The 18,945-nt window shown below is 39.4% G+C and carries 16 protein-coding genes; 4 read left to right on the top strand and 12 right to left on the bottom strand.

Annotation, left to right across the window (positions count from 1 at the left end):
- Positions 1-165 precede the first annotated feature (165 nt).
- The 5 genes from thrS to AC27FN_RS00575 all read right to left on the bottom strand — a co-directional run bounded on the left by thrS (position 166) and on the right by AC27FN_RS00575 (position 7,432).
- The gene (gene thrS, locus AC27FN_RS00595; protein ID WP_487166097.1) at positions 166-1,974 is read right to left on the bottom strand and encodes a threonine--tRNA ligase; all 1,809 of its coding nucleotides are present in this window, start codon (positions 1,972-1,974) and stop codon (positions 166-168) included.
- A 352-nt stretch (positions 1,975-2,326) separates the two neighbouring features.
- Positions 2,327-3,685, bottom strand: coding sequence for an APC family permease (locus AC27FN_RS00590; protein WP_487166096.1), 1,359 nt, complete (start codon positions 3,683-3,685; stop codon positions 2,327-2,329).
- A gap of 5 nt (positions 3,686-3,690) precedes the next feature.
- Positions 3,691-5,058, bottom strand: a complete 1,368-nt coding sequence (locus AC27FN_RS00585; RefSeq protein ID WP_487166095.1) for an amino acid permease — start codon at positions 5,056-5,058, stop codon at positions 3,691-3,693.
- A 114-nt stretch (positions 5,059-5,172) separates the two neighbouring features.
- On the bottom strand, positions 5,173-6,210 hold the full coding sequence (tdcB, locus tag AC27FN_RS00580) for a bifunctional threonine ammonia-lyase/L-serine ammonia-lyase TdcB (protein WP_487166094.1): 1,038 nt from the start codon (positions 6,208-6,210) through the stop codon (positions 5,173-5,175).
- Between the two features lie 112 nt (positions 6,211-6,322).
- Entirely contained in the window at positions 6,323-7,432 is a 1,110-nt protein-coding gene (locus tag AC27FN_RS00575; RefSeq protein WP_487166093.1) for an alanine dehydrogenase, read from the bottom strand.
- Positions 7,433-7,770: 338 nt separating this feature from the next.
- Between AC27FN_RS00575 and AC27FN_RS00570 the strand changes: the two genes are divergently transcribed.
- From AC27FN_RS00570 to AC27FN_RS00560, 3 genes are all read left to right on the top strand, one after another.
- A complete protein-coding gene (locus AC27FN_RS00570) occupies positions 7,771-8,130 on the top strand; it encodes a Rid family hydrolase (RefSeq protein WP_487166092.1) in 360 nt (119 codons plus the stop codon).
- 90 nt (positions 8,131-8,220) lie between these two features.
- Positions 8,221-8,463: a type II toxin-antitoxin system RelB family antitoxin gene (relB, locus tag AC27FN_RS00565; protein WP_487166091.1), complete on the top strand. Its 243-nt coding sequence runs from the start codon at positions 8,221-8,223 to the stop codon at positions 8,461-8,463.
- Positions 8,453-8,698 carry a hypothetical protein gene (locus AC27FN_RS00560; protein WP_487166090.1) on the top strand — a complete coding sequence of 82 codons (246 nt, stop codon included), beginning with the start codon at positions 8,453-8,455 and terminating at the stop codon, positions 8,696-8,698. The genes relB and AC27FN_RS00560 overlap by 11 nt, the downstream gene beginning before the upstream one ends.
- Positions 8,699-8,776: 78 nt before the next feature.
- On the opposite strand, the gene AC27FN_RS00555 is transcribed toward AC27FN_RS00560, so the two are convergent.
- From AC27FN_RS00555 to hdcC, 7 genes are all read right to left on the bottom strand, one after another.
- The gene (locus AC27FN_RS00555) at positions 8,777-9,202 is read right to left on the bottom strand and encodes a hypothetical protein (RefSeq protein WP_487166089.1); all 426 of its coding nucleotides are present in this window, start codon (positions 9,200-9,202) and stop codon (positions 8,777-8,779) included.
- A gap of 201 nt (positions 9,203-9,403) precedes the next feature.
- Positions 9,404-10,357: an L-threonine 3-dehydrogenase gene (locus tag AC27FN_RS00550; RefSeq protein WP_487166088.1), complete on the bottom strand. Its 954-nt coding sequence runs from the start codon at positions 10,355-10,357 to the stop codon at positions 9,404-9,406.
- Between the two features lie 39 nt (positions 10,358-10,396).
- Entirely contained in the window at positions 10,397-11,584 is a 1,188-nt protein-coding gene (locus tag AC27FN_RS00545) for a glycine C-acetyltransferase (protein ID WP_487166087.1), read from the bottom strand.
- A gap of 1,650 nt (positions 11,585-13,234) precedes the next feature.
- The gene (locus AC27FN_RS00540) at positions 13,235-13,741 is read right to left on the bottom strand and encodes an ECF transporter S component (RefSeq protein ID WP_487166086.1); all 507 of its coding nucleotides are present in this window, start codon (positions 13,739-13,741) and stop codon (positions 13,235-13,237) included.
- Positions 13,742-13,753: 12 nt separating this feature from the next.
- Positions 13,754-14,326: a TIGR01440 family protein gene (locus AC27FN_RS00535; RefSeq protein ID WP_487166085.1), complete on the bottom strand. Its 573-nt coding sequence runs from the start codon at positions 14,324-14,326 to the stop codon at positions 13,754-13,756.
- A 1-nt stretch (position 14,327) separates the two neighbouring features.
- Positions 14,328-15,191 carry a PfkB family carbohydrate kinase gene (locus tag AC27FN_RS00530; RefSeq protein WP_487166084.1) on the bottom strand — a complete coding sequence of 288 codons (864 nt, stop codon included), beginning with the start codon at positions 15,189-15,191 and terminating at the stop codon, positions 14,328-14,330.
- 149 nt (positions 15,192-15,340) lie between these two features.
- Entirely contained in the window at positions 15,341-16,804 is a 1,464-nt protein-coding gene (hdcC, locus tag AC27FN_RS00525) for a histidine-histamine antiporter (protein ID WP_487166083.1), read from the bottom strand.
- A gap of 625 nt (positions 16,805-17,429) precedes the next feature.
- Here hdcC and AC27FN_RS00520 point away from each other — a divergent pair.
- The gene (locus AC27FN_RS00520; protein WP_487166082.1) at positions 17,430-18,914 is read left to right on the top strand and encodes a BglG family transcription antiterminator; all 1,485 of its coding nucleotides are present in this window, start codon (positions 17,430-17,432) and stop codon (positions 18,912-18,914) included.
- The last annotated feature ends 31 nt before the right edge of the window (positions 18,915-18,945 follow it).

Below are 18,945 nucleotides of genomic sequence, written 5' to 3'. Positions count from 1 at the left end.
ATAGTCAAGCGCTTTCATTTTTTTGATCAGGGCAAATTTTTACCCTTTAAAACTTCACTGTCACTTGCGATTTATGGCAACGAACATGAAATATAGAAAGAGATCCATCTCAAAATTCAAAAGACTTTGAAATGGACCTCAATTTTGATACTTATTAAAAAAATGTTATTGTTCTCGACTGTACTCAGCAATTTCTCTCAAAATAGAGGAAAGGAATTCAGAACTATCAATTGTAGAAGACCGACTCTCTCCATACTTTCTTACAGATACAGAATCATTAGACTTTTCATCATCCCCAACAACCAAGACATACGGGATTTTATGAGTCTGTGCATCACGAATCTTGTAATTCATTTTCTCATTTCGATGGTCAACTTCAACCCGAACACCGGCCGCGTTCAATAATTTAGCTACATTTTCAGCATATTCTCCATGTGCTTCATCATTTACGGGAACAACCTCAACTTGCTTTGGTGCTAACCATGTAGGAAATGCCCCTTTATACATTTCTGTCAGGTATGCTACAAATCGCTCCATTGTGGACACAAGTCCTCGATGAATCATAACTGGGCGATGTTGCTCACCATCTGCTCCCACATAGTGTAAATCAAACTGCTTTGGCATCATAAAGTCCAGCTGAATGGTAGATAATGTTTCATCATTTCCTAGAGCAGTTTTAGTTTGCACGTCCAACTTAGGGCCGTAAAAGGCAGCCTCTCCTTCAGCTTCATAGTATTCAAGACCCATATCATCCATAGCAGATTTTAACATTGCCTGACTTTGATTCCACATCGCATCATCATCAAAATATTTTTCGGTGTTCTTCGGATCACGATAACTTAAACGGAATGAATAGTCAGTTATATTAAAATCAGCATATACCTCAACCATTAGTCTCAAAATATTTTTAAATTCATCCTCGATTTGTTCCGGAGCTACAAAAGTATGACCATCATTCAAAGTCATTTCGCGAACCCGCTGAAGCCCTGATAGCGCCCCAGACTTTTCATATCTGTGCATCATCCCAAGTTCGGCAATTCGCATCGGTAGTTCGCGATAAGAGCGAATATGGTGATTAAAAATTTGGATATGTGAAGGACAGTTCATCGGTCGTAACTCAAGTTGCTCGCCATCTCCCATGTCCATTGGTGGAAACATGTCCTGACGATAATGCTGCCAGTGACCAGAAGTCTTATAAACATCTAAATTCATCAACACAGGGGTATAAACATGCTGATAACCGTGGGCAACTTCTTTATCAATGATGTATCTTTCAATCACTCGACGGATAGTTGATCCATTTGGCATCCAATATGGCAATCCGGCGCCTACTTTAGGGTCAACAAAGAATAGATCAAGGTCGTTACCGATTACACGATGATCACGTTCGCGCGCCTCTTGTCGTCTTTCAAGATCTGCGTCTAAGTCACTCTGTTTAAAGAAAGCAGTTGCATAAATTCGTTGCAACATTGGATTACTAGATTTGCCTTCCCAATAAGCACCAGCAACTGATAACAATTTAAAGATAGATAACACCTTCAAATCACTGATAATGGCATCATCATTTGCAGGAAGCAACTGACCAGAGATTTTTAAAAACTCAACTTTGCCTTCTTGAGCTCTTCTTTTCACAATTTCGCTAGAGTAAGGGTCATCTTTCGCCTGCTCAATTGCCTCTCCTTCATTTAAGGATACAAATGAAAGACGGCGTTTATTATCCACAAGGTTGGCGATACGCTTTTGTAGTCCCTCAAGCTCGTCTTCCGAAACTTGCCGTTCGTCTTTGTCAGAATCGACAAAAAATCCATCGTCGTTGACACCGAATTCTCCAAGTCTGATTCCTGCAAATGAATCTTTTAAAACATATGCCAACGCATAAGAAGCAGTATTGCGTAAAGCAAGGAGTGCTTCGTCCGAAGCATCTGATACATCCTTTTTAGCTCCATTAGGGAAAACAATTTGAATATCAGCCATAATATCTTCTCCTTTATAATTAAAAGTATACAAAAAGTCCCTGACACATTATTTCGTGCCAGGGACGTCAATTTTTAAACAACGTGGTTCCACCCAGGTTTATGCTCTCACCTCATCTAGAATAGGTTCAAACACCTCTACTGCTTGTTAACGTGAGCAGAACGGGAAACCTTATATCGGAATCCGGTGTAATGAAGTAGTAGCATTTTATTTCAAAGTAGCAGACTTTCAGCCGATGATCTGCAATCTCTTTCCTTTGAAGTCTAAAATGTCTTGTCTCCAAAACCAACATATCTTGTTGATGCATTCACAATAACACTATTAATAACGTTGTCAATAGAATAATTGCATTTTATTTCGTTGTTTTTTCATCGTAATGCCATTTTTTCTTGAGATAGAAGTAGATAGGAATACCAATTGCAGTTACAACAATTCCAATTGCAGTCGTCACAAATTGAGTAAATAATGTATTTATCAGGATAAATAAACCACCTATTAGTGCAATCAGCGGGATCCACGGATACAATGGAACCTTGTATGGTCGATTCAGTTCTGGCTGTCTGCGACGAAGTATAATAACGGCGACAAAAGCCATACAATAGAATACCCAGATGACGAAGATTAACATATTCGTTATTGCATCGAACTGTCCAGATAACATCATTACAAATGCAATGATATATTGAATCAAGCCTGCTGCCCAAGGAACACCAGCTTTGTTTAATTTTGCGAAAACATCTCCAAATGGTAATTTATGCTCAATGCCCATTACATAAGGGATTCGCATTCCAGTCATTGTATATCCATTCAAACCACCATAAACAGAAATCAAGATACCAATTGTGACAAATTTACCACCCATACCTCCGAAGATAACCTTAGCGACATCTGAAGCAACGTTTAGATTGCCTGCCACATGACTAACTGGCTCAACGTACAGAAATACTGCATTAACTAGCAGATATACAACCATAATAAGTCCAATACCAAGTGCAATGGCCTTGGGTAAATCCTTTTTTGGATTCTTCATTTCTCCTGCAATGTTTCCGACATGAATCCAGCCATCGTAAGCAAACATTGTTGCAAGCAGCCCATTACCGAGCGCGCTCCAGAAGGCACGGTGTGGACCGGCAACAACTGGAAATAGTGAAAAATTGACTCCGCCAGAATGGAAAAATCCTAATAACACAATTAATGCCAACGGAATTAGTTTAACAACTAATGCAACAGATGTAACCCAACCACCTGCCTTAGCACTGATCCAGTTAACTAAGACTAGTGAAAGCGCTGTAATCATTGCAACTGGCACAATCCAACTCTGTTGTAAACCAAACAGATTTGCGAACTGGGTTCCAAATGCTATGGCAATTGCCGCAACGTTCGCAGGGAAGTAAATAATGGCCTGTGCCCAGCCTGCGAGAAAGCCCCAAAATCCACCGTAAGTATGTTCAATATATCGAGTTAATCCACCTGTTTCTGGAAAGGCGGCGGCTAATTCTGCACCTGTTAAACCAGCACAAATCGTAATAACACCACCGAGAAACCAAGCCAGCATTGCTAAACTAACTGTTCCTGTGGACTGAGTAACGGCGGCGGCTTTGAAGAACACACCGGTGCCGATGACAGTTCCCATAACTGTAGACAGTGCCGGGAAAAAGCCAATTGTCTTCTTTAGCCCGCCGCTAGTCTCTGAACTTCCTTTACTTTCCATCATTTTCACCTCGTTTGAGATTTTTTATATCTTTTGTACACTTCAAAAGTTCCAAACATCAATACAAACCATAATAAAGATACAATAACTGAAATCCTAGTACTTGAATCGAATAAAAGAATAACCAAAACGCATGCAAAGAATGCTAGTGTTAAATAATCTGAATATGGAAAGAATGGCATTGGGAAAGCATTTCTTACCCCCTCTTGTTTAGATCGTTTTTTGTAAGCCAAGTGGGCCAGTATTAAGACAGACCATACAAAGATAAAGTTCAAGGTCGCTACCCCAGACACAATATTAAAAACACCCTTTGGGATAAAATAATTCAAAACTACAACCACGAGTAATACGGCCGAGGAGAACTGTAGTGCGTTGTTTGGTACACGGTGCTTGTTCAATCTCGCAAATATCCTCGGAGCATTCCCTCCAACTGCCAATGATCTCAGTGTTCGACTGGTACTAAAGATTGCACTATTGCAAGCTGACATCGCTGCAGTCAGTACGACAAAGTTTATAACTGCGGCCGCAGATTGTATGCCAATGTCGGAAAACACCTGAACAAAAGGACTTTGATTCTCTACCAATTTATTCCAAGGATAAACTGACATAATAATTATCATCGATCCAACGTAGAAAAGGCCAATTCTAATTGGCAGATTATTGATCGCTTTAGGCAAATTTTTCTCCGGGTCCTGAGTCTCACCCGCTGTGAGACCAACCATCTCGATTCCCACAAAAGCAAAGAGAACCATTTGAAACGACTTTAGAAACCCGGAAATTCCTGTTGGAAAAAATCCACCATACTTCACTAAATTACTAAAGCTTGCGATCGAAGAACGCGTCTTGTAACCGATCACGACCAGGTACAATCCAACAGCTATAAGGGCCAAGATTGCAACAACTTTCACCATTGCAAACCAAGATTCCATTTCACCGAATAAGCCAACATTAACCAGATTAACTAGCATCAACAATATGATGATTATCAGTGGTGTTGCCCATTGAGGGAAATCTGGGAACCAGAATTTGACGTAAATACCTGAAGCTGTTAGATCCGCCATTGCGATCGTTATCCAGCAAAACCAGTAAGTCCAACCTGTCACAAATTCAAATCTATTACCTAGATATCTTTTAATGAAATCAATAAACGAATGCAATCTAGTATCCGAAAGTAACAATTCGCCGATTGATCTCATTAAAAAGAAGCAGAAGCACCCAGCAATTAAGTATGAAAGGATAATTGACGGACCTGCCTCACGAATTGCCGTTCCCGATCCCAAAAATAAGCCCGTTCCAATTGCCCCGCCAATAGCGATCATTTGAATGTGTCGATTCTTTAATGACCGCGATAATTGCTGGCCCTCATCATCCATATGAAATCATCCTTCTTAATTATTAAACAAAAAGAATGCCGCATCATCGAGAGGTGCAACATCCTAGATGCAAATTTTTTTCTACAACGTTTAAGTGTCTACAAATACTGTGTTTTAGCCAATCCCACCGTCTGCAGCAACTGGTGAGAAGAAGTGATCAATAATGCCAGAAACACGTGCCAAGTCCACATTACCACCGGAAACCAATGCGACAACTTTTTTGTTTTTTAACCACTTTTCATCGATACGGTGAGATTCAAGTGCAGCCGTTGGTAATGCTCCTGCACCTTCTGCCACAACCTTGGTACGTTGCAAGAGATCTTTCATAGCAGTTGCGATCTCCTCTTCACTAACCGTCACAATTTCATCAACTAGTGATTGAACAATTGGAAAAGTTAAATCGCCAGGTGTGGCAACGTCCGTGCCATCAGCAAGTGTAAAGTCATCGTGATGGGTCACAATATGACCAGCGTCAACGGAAGCTTTCATACCATGAACGTTCTCCGATTGAACACCAACAACATGGATAGACGGGTTGAACGATTTAACAGCCGTGGCAATACCAGAGATCATGCCGCCACCACCAACTGGAACAATTACTGTATCAACATCCCAAAGATCATCAAGAATTTCAAGTCCAATTGTCCCTTGGCCCGCGATAACATATTTATCATTGAATGGGTCAACGATCGTCTTACCTTCTTTTTCAGCCCGTTCATGCATCCACTGATGTGCGTCGTCAAATGTAGCGCCATGAATATCAACAGTGGCACCATAGCCAGCTGTTGCATCGCGTTTCATTTGTGGCGCCTCGTCAGGCATTACAACAGTAGTTTCGATGTCAAGCAATTTACCAGTAAGTGCAACCCCTTGAGCGTGGTTCCCAGCTGAAGCCGTGATAACTCCACGTTTCTTCTCTTCGTCAGTCAAATGATTGATCTTGTTATTTGCGCCACGGAACTTAAACGAACCAGTGAGTTGCATGTTTTCGAGCTTTAAATAAACATCCCCGCCAACAACATTACGGCTTAGGAACATAGACTGAACTAATGGCGTACGACGAGCGTATTTACTAACAATTGATTTTGCTTCTTCAATATCATGAATATTCACTAAATCATAAGTTTTCGCAACTAATTCATTTGCAGCCATGTGATCATTCCTACTTTCATTAATAAATTCAAGTTTTTTGGTAAAAATTTCACAAGATCTGGAAAAGAAAAGAAACTATTTCTTTTCTTTGTTTCTTATACAATAGCAATAATTAAACGCTCAACTGAGTATATGGTAAGTCTAGTGACTTAGCCAATCCTTCGTTTGTAACTGCGCCCTCATATAAGTTGACACCAGTTTTCAGAGCTTGATCTGACTTGATAGCTTCAACAATTCCTTTATCGGCAATTTCAAGCAGGTAGCTTAAGTTGCCGGCAGCTAGGGCCATTGTGGCAGTGCGTGGTACTGCTCCCGGTTGGTTAGGAACCGCATAATGAACTACTCCATCCTTAACGAAGATCGGATCATCAATCGTGGTTGGGTGATCAATTGTTTCAACTGTGCCACCTTGATCGATAGCAATATCTACGATAACGCTACCCTTCTTCATCGATTTAACCATATATTCTTTAACCAACTTGGGTGGCTTTGATCCAGGAATAAGAATTGTTGATACAAAGACATCCGCTGATTTGATCTCTTCAGCTAAGTTTTCCTCGGTCGACTTAACAACGCGAAGATCACGTCCTTCGTACATCTTTTCAAGTTCTTTAATTCTGGCATCGTTTAATTCGAGGATTACAACTGAGCACCCTAAGCCAAGAGCCATATCTGCTGCACCTTCGGCCGCATTTCCACCACCAAAGATTACAACATGACCCGCGTGAATCCCAGGGAAATCAATACCCGGCAGCAAGATTCCTTCACCTTGATGCTGTGCTTCTAAGTAGTAGGCACCCATAATAATGGATCTGCGTCCGGCAATTTGACTAACCGGTGCCAAAAGTTCAAGCTTTCCATCCCTGACAATCGTTTCGGCACCAATAGCTGTCGTTCCGGCTTTCATCATAGCCTCGACTGTTGGCTTTGATGAAGCAAGATGTTGGAAGCCCCAGACAATTTTACCTTTAGTAAAATATTGATACTCCTCTTGACTTGGTTCTTTAACCTTGATAATAAGCTGAGCCTTCCAGCCTTCCTCATGACTCACTATCTTACCACCGGCTTGAATATATTCGTCATCAGGATACCCGGCACCCAGACCGGCATTCTTTTCAACTAACACTTCATTGCCAGCCTCGACCATTTTCTGAACATTTTCTGGTGTGGCCGCAACGCGACCCTCACCTTCCTTTTGTTCCTTAATAACGGCGATCTGCATGAAAACACTCCCTTGTGATTAATTTCTGTTACAAGTACATGATAACGCTTTCACAAGAAACAAAAACCTTTTCCGAGGTTTTTGTTAACTTTTTTCTATTTTTTAATCGTTGTATAATTTATCGTTGTGCAATTCCTTGTTTAGCGGCGTTTTAATGATCGAAAAAAATGTATGCATAATTACAATATTATGTGAATTAAATTAAAAAATCATAATTTTAAAGTCAATCGTTTGCTTGAAAGATGGTTTCATTGAAAGTGTATAATTGAACATGATATATTTGGATTACTATTTTGCCCCAATTTGTTTTTATAATTTGTTTGAAAGAAAGGTAAACCATGGAGAAACCATTCGAATTTTCAACCCGTACCTTTGGAAATATTTTCTTTATATCATGTCAATCAGCTAAAAGTACGAAGCAAAATTATTTAGAAGAATTCAAGAGTACCCTCGACAGAATAACGAGCGAGTTAAAGAAGAACACTTTTACTTTTAATGATGTTGCACAAATTCAATTCTTTTATGTGGGCTTTCCAAACTTGTCATCCTTGTGGGACTTATTCGATACGTATTGCGATCTTCCTCGACCTGCCGTTAGCTTAATCGGAGTCCATCATTTGCCCCACGATTCGTTATTTGCAGCCCAAGTAACAGCTATCAAAAATACACCTTCTGGACAAGATCCTTTTGGTTTTTAGCTTTTGTCAAACTTGATAAATTTTAATTGACTTGTTGAAAGCGCTAACAGATAATTGATTTAGATATTTGTAGACAAGAGGGGTAGTTAAATGCCAACCATTCCGATTCACCTTAGCGACCAAGAATATAATTTTTTGACTCATTATGCTCACGCCACAAACTCTTCACTGGCAGAACTTTTGCGTGTTTCGACTTTAAAAACCATTGAGAATAAAATTGACATTACCGTATATGAAACAACGCTAGAAAAATATCATGAAAATCCGCATCTTTCTAAGACAGAAGAATTGGCTTCAATGTTGCGAAACGAAGGAAGCACACATGGAATATAACTTAGGCTATTCTGTCAACGCCCAGCAACAACTTCTGTCCCTTCCCAACCAAGATGCGCTCATAATTTTAGCATGGCTAAAAAAACAAGCTGGTTTTGACCCATTAAACCACGGTACAACTATTGAAACTATTAGCGGTCCTGCTCAAGCAATTAGATTTGTAATTGGAACTTACAAAATCATTACACAAGTCACTTATGATCAAGTTATTATTTTATCAATCACACAAGAATAAAATACGAAGCACACCTAACTGTTAGAGCCAATTATTACTTGCTAGATGTGCTTCGTATTTATTTTTCTATCAAATTTTTTAGCTTCTCAACTTATGAACAACGTTCATAAATTCACTCACGATTCTTTTATCTCTTGGTAATAGGAAACTCGTATGCGTGCATGTACCTCCCGAGACATGTTCTATATGCACCTTGGACCTATTTAAAAGCCGATTATCCCGGCAAAGATTTACCTGTATAACAGATCGCAAATTAATGTCTTGAACAATAGAAAATCGATCGTTATTTCGACCCAATGGTACAACGATACCGACAATTCTTGTTCTTAAAACAGCGATTGCCCCCCACTTTAATAAAGGGTTAGTGGGCCGGTGATCAAAAATAATAAGAACGATTCCCTCACGCGACCAATCGGGTGCATTTAAAAATGGTGTCAAAATTCTCTTTGCATCGACTGTATTAGTTCCAGAATAAACCTCAATTTTTGGAGTAACGTATTCCATGATAACCTCTTATTTTACTTATCTCACATAAGTATAGCGCTTTCAATTATGAAACAGAATATATTTGTGCTTTATTACACAATTTTGAAAATGTGTTCTGTATCTGACTTTTCTATATTTAAAGCCAGAAAAGCGAACAGAAGGGCGTCGTATCTTTTCTAAGATGCGACGCCCTTGCTCTCTTGTATTTATTGATACGGTTTAACTTTGGACTGTTGTTCTGAGATGTTCGAGCATATCCTCAGTCATTTTGTCTAAGTCAAACTTCGGACTGAATCCCCACTCCTCTTTAGCTGCAGTAGCATCGATTGAATTTGGCCAAGAGTCGGCGATCTTCTGTCGATCTGGATCAACATCATAATCCATCGTAAAATCAGGAATCACTTTTTGAATCGAACGCTTAATGTCCTCGGGTTCAAATGACATCGCAGTGATATTAAATGAATTACGATGCACGAGTTTATCAGGATCTGCATTGAGTAACTTTACAACTGCGTCGATGGCGTCTGGCATATACATCATGTCCATATAACTACCTTGCTTTATAAAGCTTGTATAGTGCCGTTTCTTCAAGGCCTCATAATAGATATCAACCGCATAATCCGTCGTGCCACCTCCAGGAAGCGTCTTGTAAGAAATAAGCCCTGGGAACCTGACACTACGAGAATCTACACCAAATTTGGTAAAGTAATAATCTTCCAACAATTCACCAGCGACTTTAGTTACACCATACATGGTAGTTGGTCTCATAAGCGTGTCCTGTGGCGTATTATCTTTTGGTGTACTTGGACCAAAAGCACCGATCGAACTCGGTGCAAAAAATTTCGAATTTGTGAGTCTAGCAATCTCAAGGGCATTAAAAAGGCCGCTCATGTTCAGATTCCATGCCAGTTGTGGCTTCTGCTCTGCTACTGCGGACAACAGAGCTGCCAAGTGTATTACCGTATCAACCTTATTGTCTCGTGCGATCTTTAACATCGCCTCGCCGTCATTTACATCTAATACTTCAAAGTGTCCATCTTCCACTGTAGGATTCCCGTCTAACTTACGAATATCAGTAGCGATAACAGCGTCTGTACCTAAATCTTTTCGAAATCTGGCAACTAATTCAGAACCGATCTGTCCCAAGGCACCTGTGACAAGTACTTTTTTCATAATTATTCATCCTTTCTTTCTGCTTAGAATTAAAAATAGCTAAATTAAATTCAATTCATGTCCAACTTTCCCATAGGCTGCCACGGCGTCATCAAGCATCTCTTTTGTATGGGTTCTCATGGGCATATTACGGACGCGTCCAGTTCCTAAAGGAACGGTCGGGAAAACAATTGGTTTTACATAAACACCGTTTTCAATCAAACGTTTTGCAAATTCCTGAGTTTTTTCTTCATCCCCCAGGATAACCGGTGTGATTGGAGTCTCAGAATGCCCTGTATTAAAGCCTAACTTGCCAAGTTCTTTTTTAAAGTATCTTGCGTTTTCCCACAGCTGTTCCACATATTCGGGATGGTCCATGATTTGATTTAAAGATTCAATCACTGCCGCAGATGAACCCGGAGCTATGGAAGTTGAAAATAAGAATGGTCGACCTCTTGCTTTGAGCCAGTCAATTAAGACTTTTTTACCCGCAATATATCCACCAACGACCCCGACGGCTTTGGATAAAGTACCCATCTGAAAATCAATTTTGTCCTGAAGACCAAATGATTTTACAGTCCCGGCTCCGTGTCCCATCACGCCTGATCCATGGGCATCGTCAACATAAGTGATAAGATCATACTTTTCCGCAATTTGGACAACTTCAGGAAGCTTCTGAACGTCACCGTCCATGGAAAAGACGCCATCTGTGATATACATAATCTTTTCATACTCGCCGCTTTCCTTAGCCGCTTTCGCCTTTTCTTCAAGATCCTGCATATCGCGATGCTTTACACGTATAATCTTTGCACCCGACAAACGGCTACCATCAATAATAGAAGCGTGATTTAATTCGTCTGAAAGAATAGCATCCTTTTTTGTCATGACCGCAGAAATCGAACCTAAATTGGCATTAAATCCCGATTGATAGGCTAATGCTGCTTCCGTTCCTTTAAACTTTGCAATTGTTCTTTCAAGTTCCTCGTGAATTTGCAATGTTCCGTTAATTGGTCTAACGGCACCAGCTCCGACTCCCCACTCTTTCGTTGCCGCAACATCGGCATCGATAAGTTCTTGCTTGTCAGCAAAACCAAGATAATTATTCGAGGCCAAATTAATCAACCACTTGTCATTTATTTCAATTTTGGGCCCATTGTGCGTTTGCAATACGTCAATCGAGTTTAATAAACCTTTTTCCTTAAGGTCATCTAAGTTATCCTGTAAATACTTCTCAAATGTTCGCGCCATTTGTGTCACCTCTTTTTATTATTTTTACCAACCGCAATATATCACGTTGTAGAAAGCGCTTACAAATTATTTGTTTTAAATTATCATATTTTTTAATCTATTCTTAATCAATTATTTTTAATATTAATTTTTACTATTAGTTTGTTTTATCACAAATTAGCATTCTTATTTCAGTGCATTCATCTGTTGGTGACATTTTAAATGTGATTTACAACACAACTTCGAAGAAATTATCTAAAATAAGTTTTTAATATTTATGACCTAATTGCCCTATCTGCCAATACATATGCTAACTTTAAGCGATATACGGACGAACATATTACTCATAATAACCATTGCTAGTCTCCGCTTTTATAGCGACACAACTTTCAAAACTATGCTTTAGAAGTACTTAACAACCGGCTTTCAACTAACATTCATACATCAGCCTAATGGGTAAGACAACATTTATCTACTTCGCTTTAGCGCCCTTGTGTCCACCATGCTCATATGGTAAGCTGCTAACCCCAAAAAAGTACTAATATGCAAATTTATGCTTCGAATTTGCATATTAGTCAAACATCATGAGTACACTTTTTCCTTTTAAATATCTCATGAAAATTCAAACACTTAATTTGTGTGGAATACTAACTAACAAGTGAACTTGTCGTGGCATTACACCCCTCAACAATCGCACTCCCCTTATTTCGGCAAAGTACCCGGGTATTGTTTTATAAATCGCCCCGATATTGGTTGTAAATGGTGTCTCTCCTATAATTTTGGGTTGTACGATATGGTATCAGCATAACTATTTGTCATGTTCAAGGTTATCGATCTTATTCGCCATATTTCAACGATTTCCTTTCGATTTTTAATATTTGGCTTCGACCCGTTCATTCTAAATCGAAATGGATATTTTTGCATACAACTTATGACCGCACACAATATCACCCCAGGCATACTAGCCCAAGTGACAAATTTCTCTAGAAGAGATTTTGTCACTTGACTATCACTGTCGCACTTTTGGTCAAATTACAGCCTGAAAATAGAGGCAATGACACAATTCCTGAACGTCATTGCTTTACAATAATAACTTCGTAATGAGGCTCAACCATTGTAATGGCTCGAAAACTAGTGCGATGAAACGAATCAACAACTGATTGCGATGCTACCAACCTGAAGGTTCGAAAACATGAATTGAAAAGTGATATTTTTAAAACACGTTCAAATTCGGGAATGCGTGACTATAGGCTACAATGATGCCGTTAATCATTACAAGATTTTTCAACAACAGGTTCATTTATGGAACTTAATGGCAATAGAATATGGGCGGGAAACATAGCGTACTCCATCAATTATTTTGGTGAGTTGTCATAAAATGTCCTAACTAGGGGCTTTCAGAAAATTAGTTAAAAAACATCCAAGGAAATTAAAATACTGATCGAAGAAAAGGTTAACTGCTTATGTTTACCGTCTTAGTTATACAGGACAAAGGAATAGCCTCACCGCGTTATGCTAACACAGTGGGGCCATTTAAAGAAAATACTTTAATTTAGATTATGTAACTCACCAGTTTTACAGTTATCCGTACAAAAAATTCAGAATAATTATTCTTCAAATCCGATAATTCTGAAAATTTTTAAATTCAATAAAATGAGCCAATGCAGATAATTATTTAGCCAAATACGGTTGAACTCTTGGGGCAACCAGCCAAGCCACAACGCCACCAACAACGGCTTGAATTGGGTTAGTGACCAGTCCGACGAGCCCCACTGTAGGTCCATATAACAACGAATCTGCTAGGAAATAGCCTACAACCATCACCAATCCGCCAATTCCTAAGGCTAGCCAGCGAGCCATCGGTCCCGACAATCGTTGTGAAAGATAGCCAACTAAGAATCCTTCCAGTCCATGAATGATCAGTGAGAAGAACATGTACTGTGCGTAACCAGACAGTAAATCAAGTAAAAAACCACTAAGCGCACCAACGGTCCCCCCTACTTTGGGTCCAAGTGCCAAAGCAGCGATGAAGATTCCAGCATCACAAAGATTGATATTCCCATGTGTCATCGGGACAGGAATGATGAAAAGCCGACTAATCACAACCGTGACCGCAACCAGCATCGCTGTAAGCATTAATTTTTGTAGTTGCCCACGGTTAGACGATTGATTTCTCATCAAGATTCCTCACTAACGAATATCTTCTAAATTTTTATCTGTAAATTCATATTGAGCCCGCCGACCACCAATCAGTTTTGGCCGTGAACATAGCGCAACAACGCGGGCTTCACCTACATCGCGATGTTGTAACCGAACCGGAATTTGGACGAACTTCACGTGCATCCCGATATCAGTTCCACCAATGTCAATGCCGCCGGCCGCGGTGATGTGTTCAACTTCAACCGGATCTTCAAATTGTTGATAGCCGGCCACTTGTGTACCACCACCAGCATGAATCGCCGGAACAACTGACACAATTTCTAAATTTTTTCGTTCGGCAACCTCGCGTTCCAATAACAAAGCACGATTAATGTGTTCACAGCCTTGGATTGCCAAATGCAAATGGCGGGGAATAAGAAAATCTTGCAAGGTTTGGACAATCACTTGCCCAATTTCTAGGCTTGAGTTGGTTCCTTTCCATTCACCGCGAATTTCACTTGTACTACAACCGACAACGAAGATGCTTTCTGGTCGTAAGGTCACATTTTCAAAATATTCGTTCAATGTTGTCGTTAAATCTTGTCGAACCTGTTCCAAATCCATTTTATTGCCTCCCGGCTGATCGCCGAATAATTTCGTCCAACGCTGTTGTGAATTTTAATCCGAATTTTCGCCATTCGCGAGGAAGTTGACTTGTCTCGTCAATTGCCATCGATGTAATATCAACTGCCTGTTTCACCGCTTCAGTAAATTCAAGCGACCGGCTTAGTTCACCACTTAATGTAGCGGCAAAAAAATCGCCTGCTCCGTAAAAATGACCGGCTATTTTGTGGTGACCTATAAATCGGTATCCATCACTTGATGACGGATCTGTAAAAAGGACACCAATCTGGTCATCTAATTCAACACCAGTTACAACCACTTTAACGTTATGTTGAAAGCGGATTTCCAGCATTTGAACAATTCGCACTAATTCCTCAAAACTACTTTGAAAAGAAAGCTCCCGGTCAACTAGTTCCTCCAACTCAGTGACATTAGGAGTGATTACATCAGCTTTCTTCAATATAGGCTCTAACAGCTGCGCATACCCTTTTTCTAACCCAGGATATTGTTTACCTTGATCAGCAAACACTGGATCAACAACGATCCGTGTTCCTTGAGCCAGATCAAGTATCTTGCTGATAAATTCAATGGCAGTCTCGGAACCTAAGTAACCAATCTGAATTATCTCAAAACTCATTAATTCCTCTCGGGACCAGTGATTAGCGACAGCACTCAACCAATCTGTCAGATCTAATTTTTCAGGTATATTGAAGCCCTCGGTTTGAGTCGAAAGTAGTGTGACCGGCAACACGGCCGTCGTTAACCCGAAGGCAGCGGCAACAGGTACCGCAGCGGCTGTAGAAATATTACCCAATAGGGAAAAATCCTGAATTATTAGTGCTGTATTTGGTAACGATTGTCGCATTTAGAAATATCTCCTTCACAACATAGACATCTAAATGATCTCAGCAAATGACTTTCCTAAATAGACATAAAATCGTAGCTAACAAAAACGCCGACAACTCCTCGTCATCGACGCTTTACTAAACTAATTTTAGTTGTCCGTCGTATTTTTTATCCAGCAAACAAAGCATAAACTCCTGCAAGAGCTACAACTATAATAACAATTGCAAAAACTCCTTCGGCACGTGTGAAACTAACTTTGTTATGTTGCTTTCTAGCAATCATATATACAGGAATTCCGAGTGCATAAACAATAAATGAAATAGCAATATAGGTGACATTAGCTGAAATACCCATAATAATTGTATACAGCAAAGCTAAAATACCGATGATCAAAGCATTTCTGCGCTTATGCTTCGTACTAGTTGGAAACTGCCCATTTTCGCTCTTAGAAATCTTAATCAGATACATTGCCGAAATCAAGTAAGGCGCAACGGTCATCGCACCAGTTACAGTCAACAACATCTGGTAAGCGTTATCGTCAAAGTGAGCAATCAAAATAATCACTGAGATAATGCAGGTAGCCACAAGGATTGAGAAGCTCGGCACGTTTTTGTCAGACACTTTTGCAAAAGCCTTTGGAAAGGATCCATCTTCTGCTGCAGCGTGTTGAGGTAACTCGGCCAACATTTGAATCCATGAAATCCAACTTGAAAATACAGCGAATAATAGCGCTACCGTGATTACATCCCGACCAATATTGTTATGCCAAAATGAAGTCAACATATATGCAGTCGATGGCGATGTCATTTTTGCTAATTGACCGTAAGAATATGCGCCAAGAGATAACATGCCAACTAAGGCATACATAATAATACAAATAACAAAACCGGTGATCGTAGCCTTGGGAACTTGTTTAACGTCACGAGCTTTTCCGGACATGACGACTGCCCCTTCGACTCCACCAAACAACCACAAAGTTACCATCATCGTGTTCATAACTTGGTGTGTAAGGCTCCCTAATGGTTTGTCACTCAAGCTATGAACAGCTTGGGTACCGGAGGCATTAGTTGTAAACGTGTGTAAGTTAAAATGCACAATACAACTTACTAAGAACACAACAACGACTGCTAACATAATTACCGTGGCAACTTGTTGAATAGAACTCGAAACCTCAACACCGCGCAAAACTAGAGCAGTAATGGCCCAAGTGATAATTAACGCCCCAATAACTGATGGCCAATTATTTCCTCCTGTGAATGTTCCGGGGAAGAAGTAATCAAGCGTACTCATGGTCAACACTGCATAGGCAGCGTTAGCAAAACATTCACACACGAAGTAGCCCCAAGCAGTAAAGAAACCAACAAAAGATCCGAAACCAACTTCACCATACTTATATAACCCAGCAGTTAAATCCGGCCGAACGTCACTTAAAATAACAAACATTTCCGCGATGAACCAGATTCCGATTCCAGTCGTCACCCATGCGATGATTTGCGCATTTAAGCCAGCAACTTGGGACATGTTTTTAGGCAAATCGAACACACCCGAGCCAACCATTGCACTCACAATCAGTGCTACTAAACCAAAGAATCCCATCTTTCCTGCCTGGGATTTTTTATTACTTTCGTCCATATCCTAATCTCCTTAGAAACACAATATACAAATATAGAATACGAACAGCATAAAAGCGTTTTCCTCTACGGTATTGTTTCACGCCAATGAATAAAAGTCAATATTATGTGAATTCGATAACTTTTTCTTCAACCCCCGGCTGCCAGAAAGATCCTCCAAACACTTCAAAAGTTGTTAGCAAATAATTGGGGCTTCTTAAATGCAATAAAGATAGCGTTTATCAACGTTTTAGATTACTCAAGCATAGGCAAAAATAAAGCGAATAAAAAGAACTTTTACACACAATTTTATACAAACGTAGAAATTAATATGGCAATGAAAGGTAAAAAGCACTGAACTTAGCCATGTTATATTGTTGAAGTGAACAGCATTAAAGCGTTTTCTCAAATACTCTTTCTCATTGTTGCTCATAAGCTAGCTTTTGCAGTCTTTAGTTAAGCTGTGTCACTTTATTGACTAACACTCTGCTGAAATAGTTTCAACAACCGACATGTCGTTCCACATATTAATTAATAATGCTTTTTCTTTGAGAACTGTCCCTTTGTTTCTACTTTCGCCCGAGACCACTATGACAATCTGATAAGCTATAATCAGAAACTTGGGGGGATATTGGGAAGTGAATGATATGAACAACTATGATAGTGACCTTTTGAATTTGATGCTCGGTGAAACTGTCTACAGATCTGCCGAATACTTTGCAAACGCGTTAGGTGTTTCTACAAAGACAATTTACAATCACAGTAAAAATATAGAGACTTTTTTACGAGATAATGGATTAACATTGGAAAAATTTCCAAGAAAAGGTTTCTTAGTGGTTGGAAGTGCAGAAAAGAAACAGCATATTTTGCTAAATTCTGGTAAACACTTAAGTAGTTCCAATGACGTACAATTCACTCCACAGTACAGAAGATTATATCTATTCTCTAAGCTTCTTTTTTCTGAAAGGAAGAGTTATAGATTTTACGCTGAAACCTTCTTTGTTTCGGTGCAATCCATAAAGAAGGATTTTGACGAAATCAACGGATTTTTAGAATCCAATAAGGTGACCTTAGATAATAAAAACTTGTCTTTTTCTGAGGAGATAAAAATTGAACAAAGTTTTAGGGAGTACTTAGACCTCTTTTTAACGCAAGTTGCTCTTTCAAAAGAACAGTTGGGTGAAGTTTTTGGGTCAACAATCACTGAAATTGCGACCGAGTTTGTTGATGATAATTCTCAACAGGACTCCCATGTTCAAGACGAATATCTTCCCGTCTCTTTAAAAGAATCCCTACTGATTTTCTTAAACCGTGTAAAAAATGGCTTAACATTAACACCGGCTAGAGAGCAGGTCATCGTTTTAGACATTTTAAAAAACACAGACTTATCAAAAGTTGTATCAGGATTTATTGAGATCTGTCGATCCACCGCCAAAATTCAAATTTCCGGCGAGAGCTTACGCTTTTTATACTTACTACTTCTCGGCCATGGAATTCGTAGCAATCCAAATGATTTTGACTCGAAGCGTGATTTCACTCTCGAATCAAAAGATCTTATTCGTAAGGTCAGCGATATGTTAGATGTGAAATTCACAACTGACCTTGAACTATTAAAAGCAACTATTTACCATTTAATTCCTATGGTCTCACGGTTAAACCTTGGCTTACGAATTACGGATCCATTAAAAGGCGAAATTTTTAGTCACCACTCGCTCATCGCGTCTGCCGTAAAGAAGTGTTCTAAAAATATCGAAAAGCACTATCACATTGAGCTCTATGATGATGAAATCTCTCTTTTAACTTTACATTTTCTCGTGGCGTTTGAAAAACATCGAAAAAATAATCAAATTCTTGTAGTTTGCCATGCTGGCGCAGAAATATCTCAATACGTTCTTCTTTCCATAGAAAACAATCTTCCTCCACATAATAAACTCACATTGATTTCACCTAGTGAGTTGTCTAAAACCAAAATTGAAAAATATGATCTAATCATTTCAACAACCAATATTAAAGTTCAAAAAGTTCCAACGCTATTTGTTTCTCTTTTACCAAGAGAAGAAGAAATTTCTCCAATTTATTGGCGCTTAGTTGAGATTGATAAAAATAAATTAAAAGTAGATTCAAAGCTATAAATCATGGAACGTTATAATCCGTAATACCTCT

The organism is Furfurilactobacillus sp. W61-4 (genome assembly GCF_057545565.1).
This window is presented reverse-complemented; position numbering and strand designations above follow the sequence as displayed.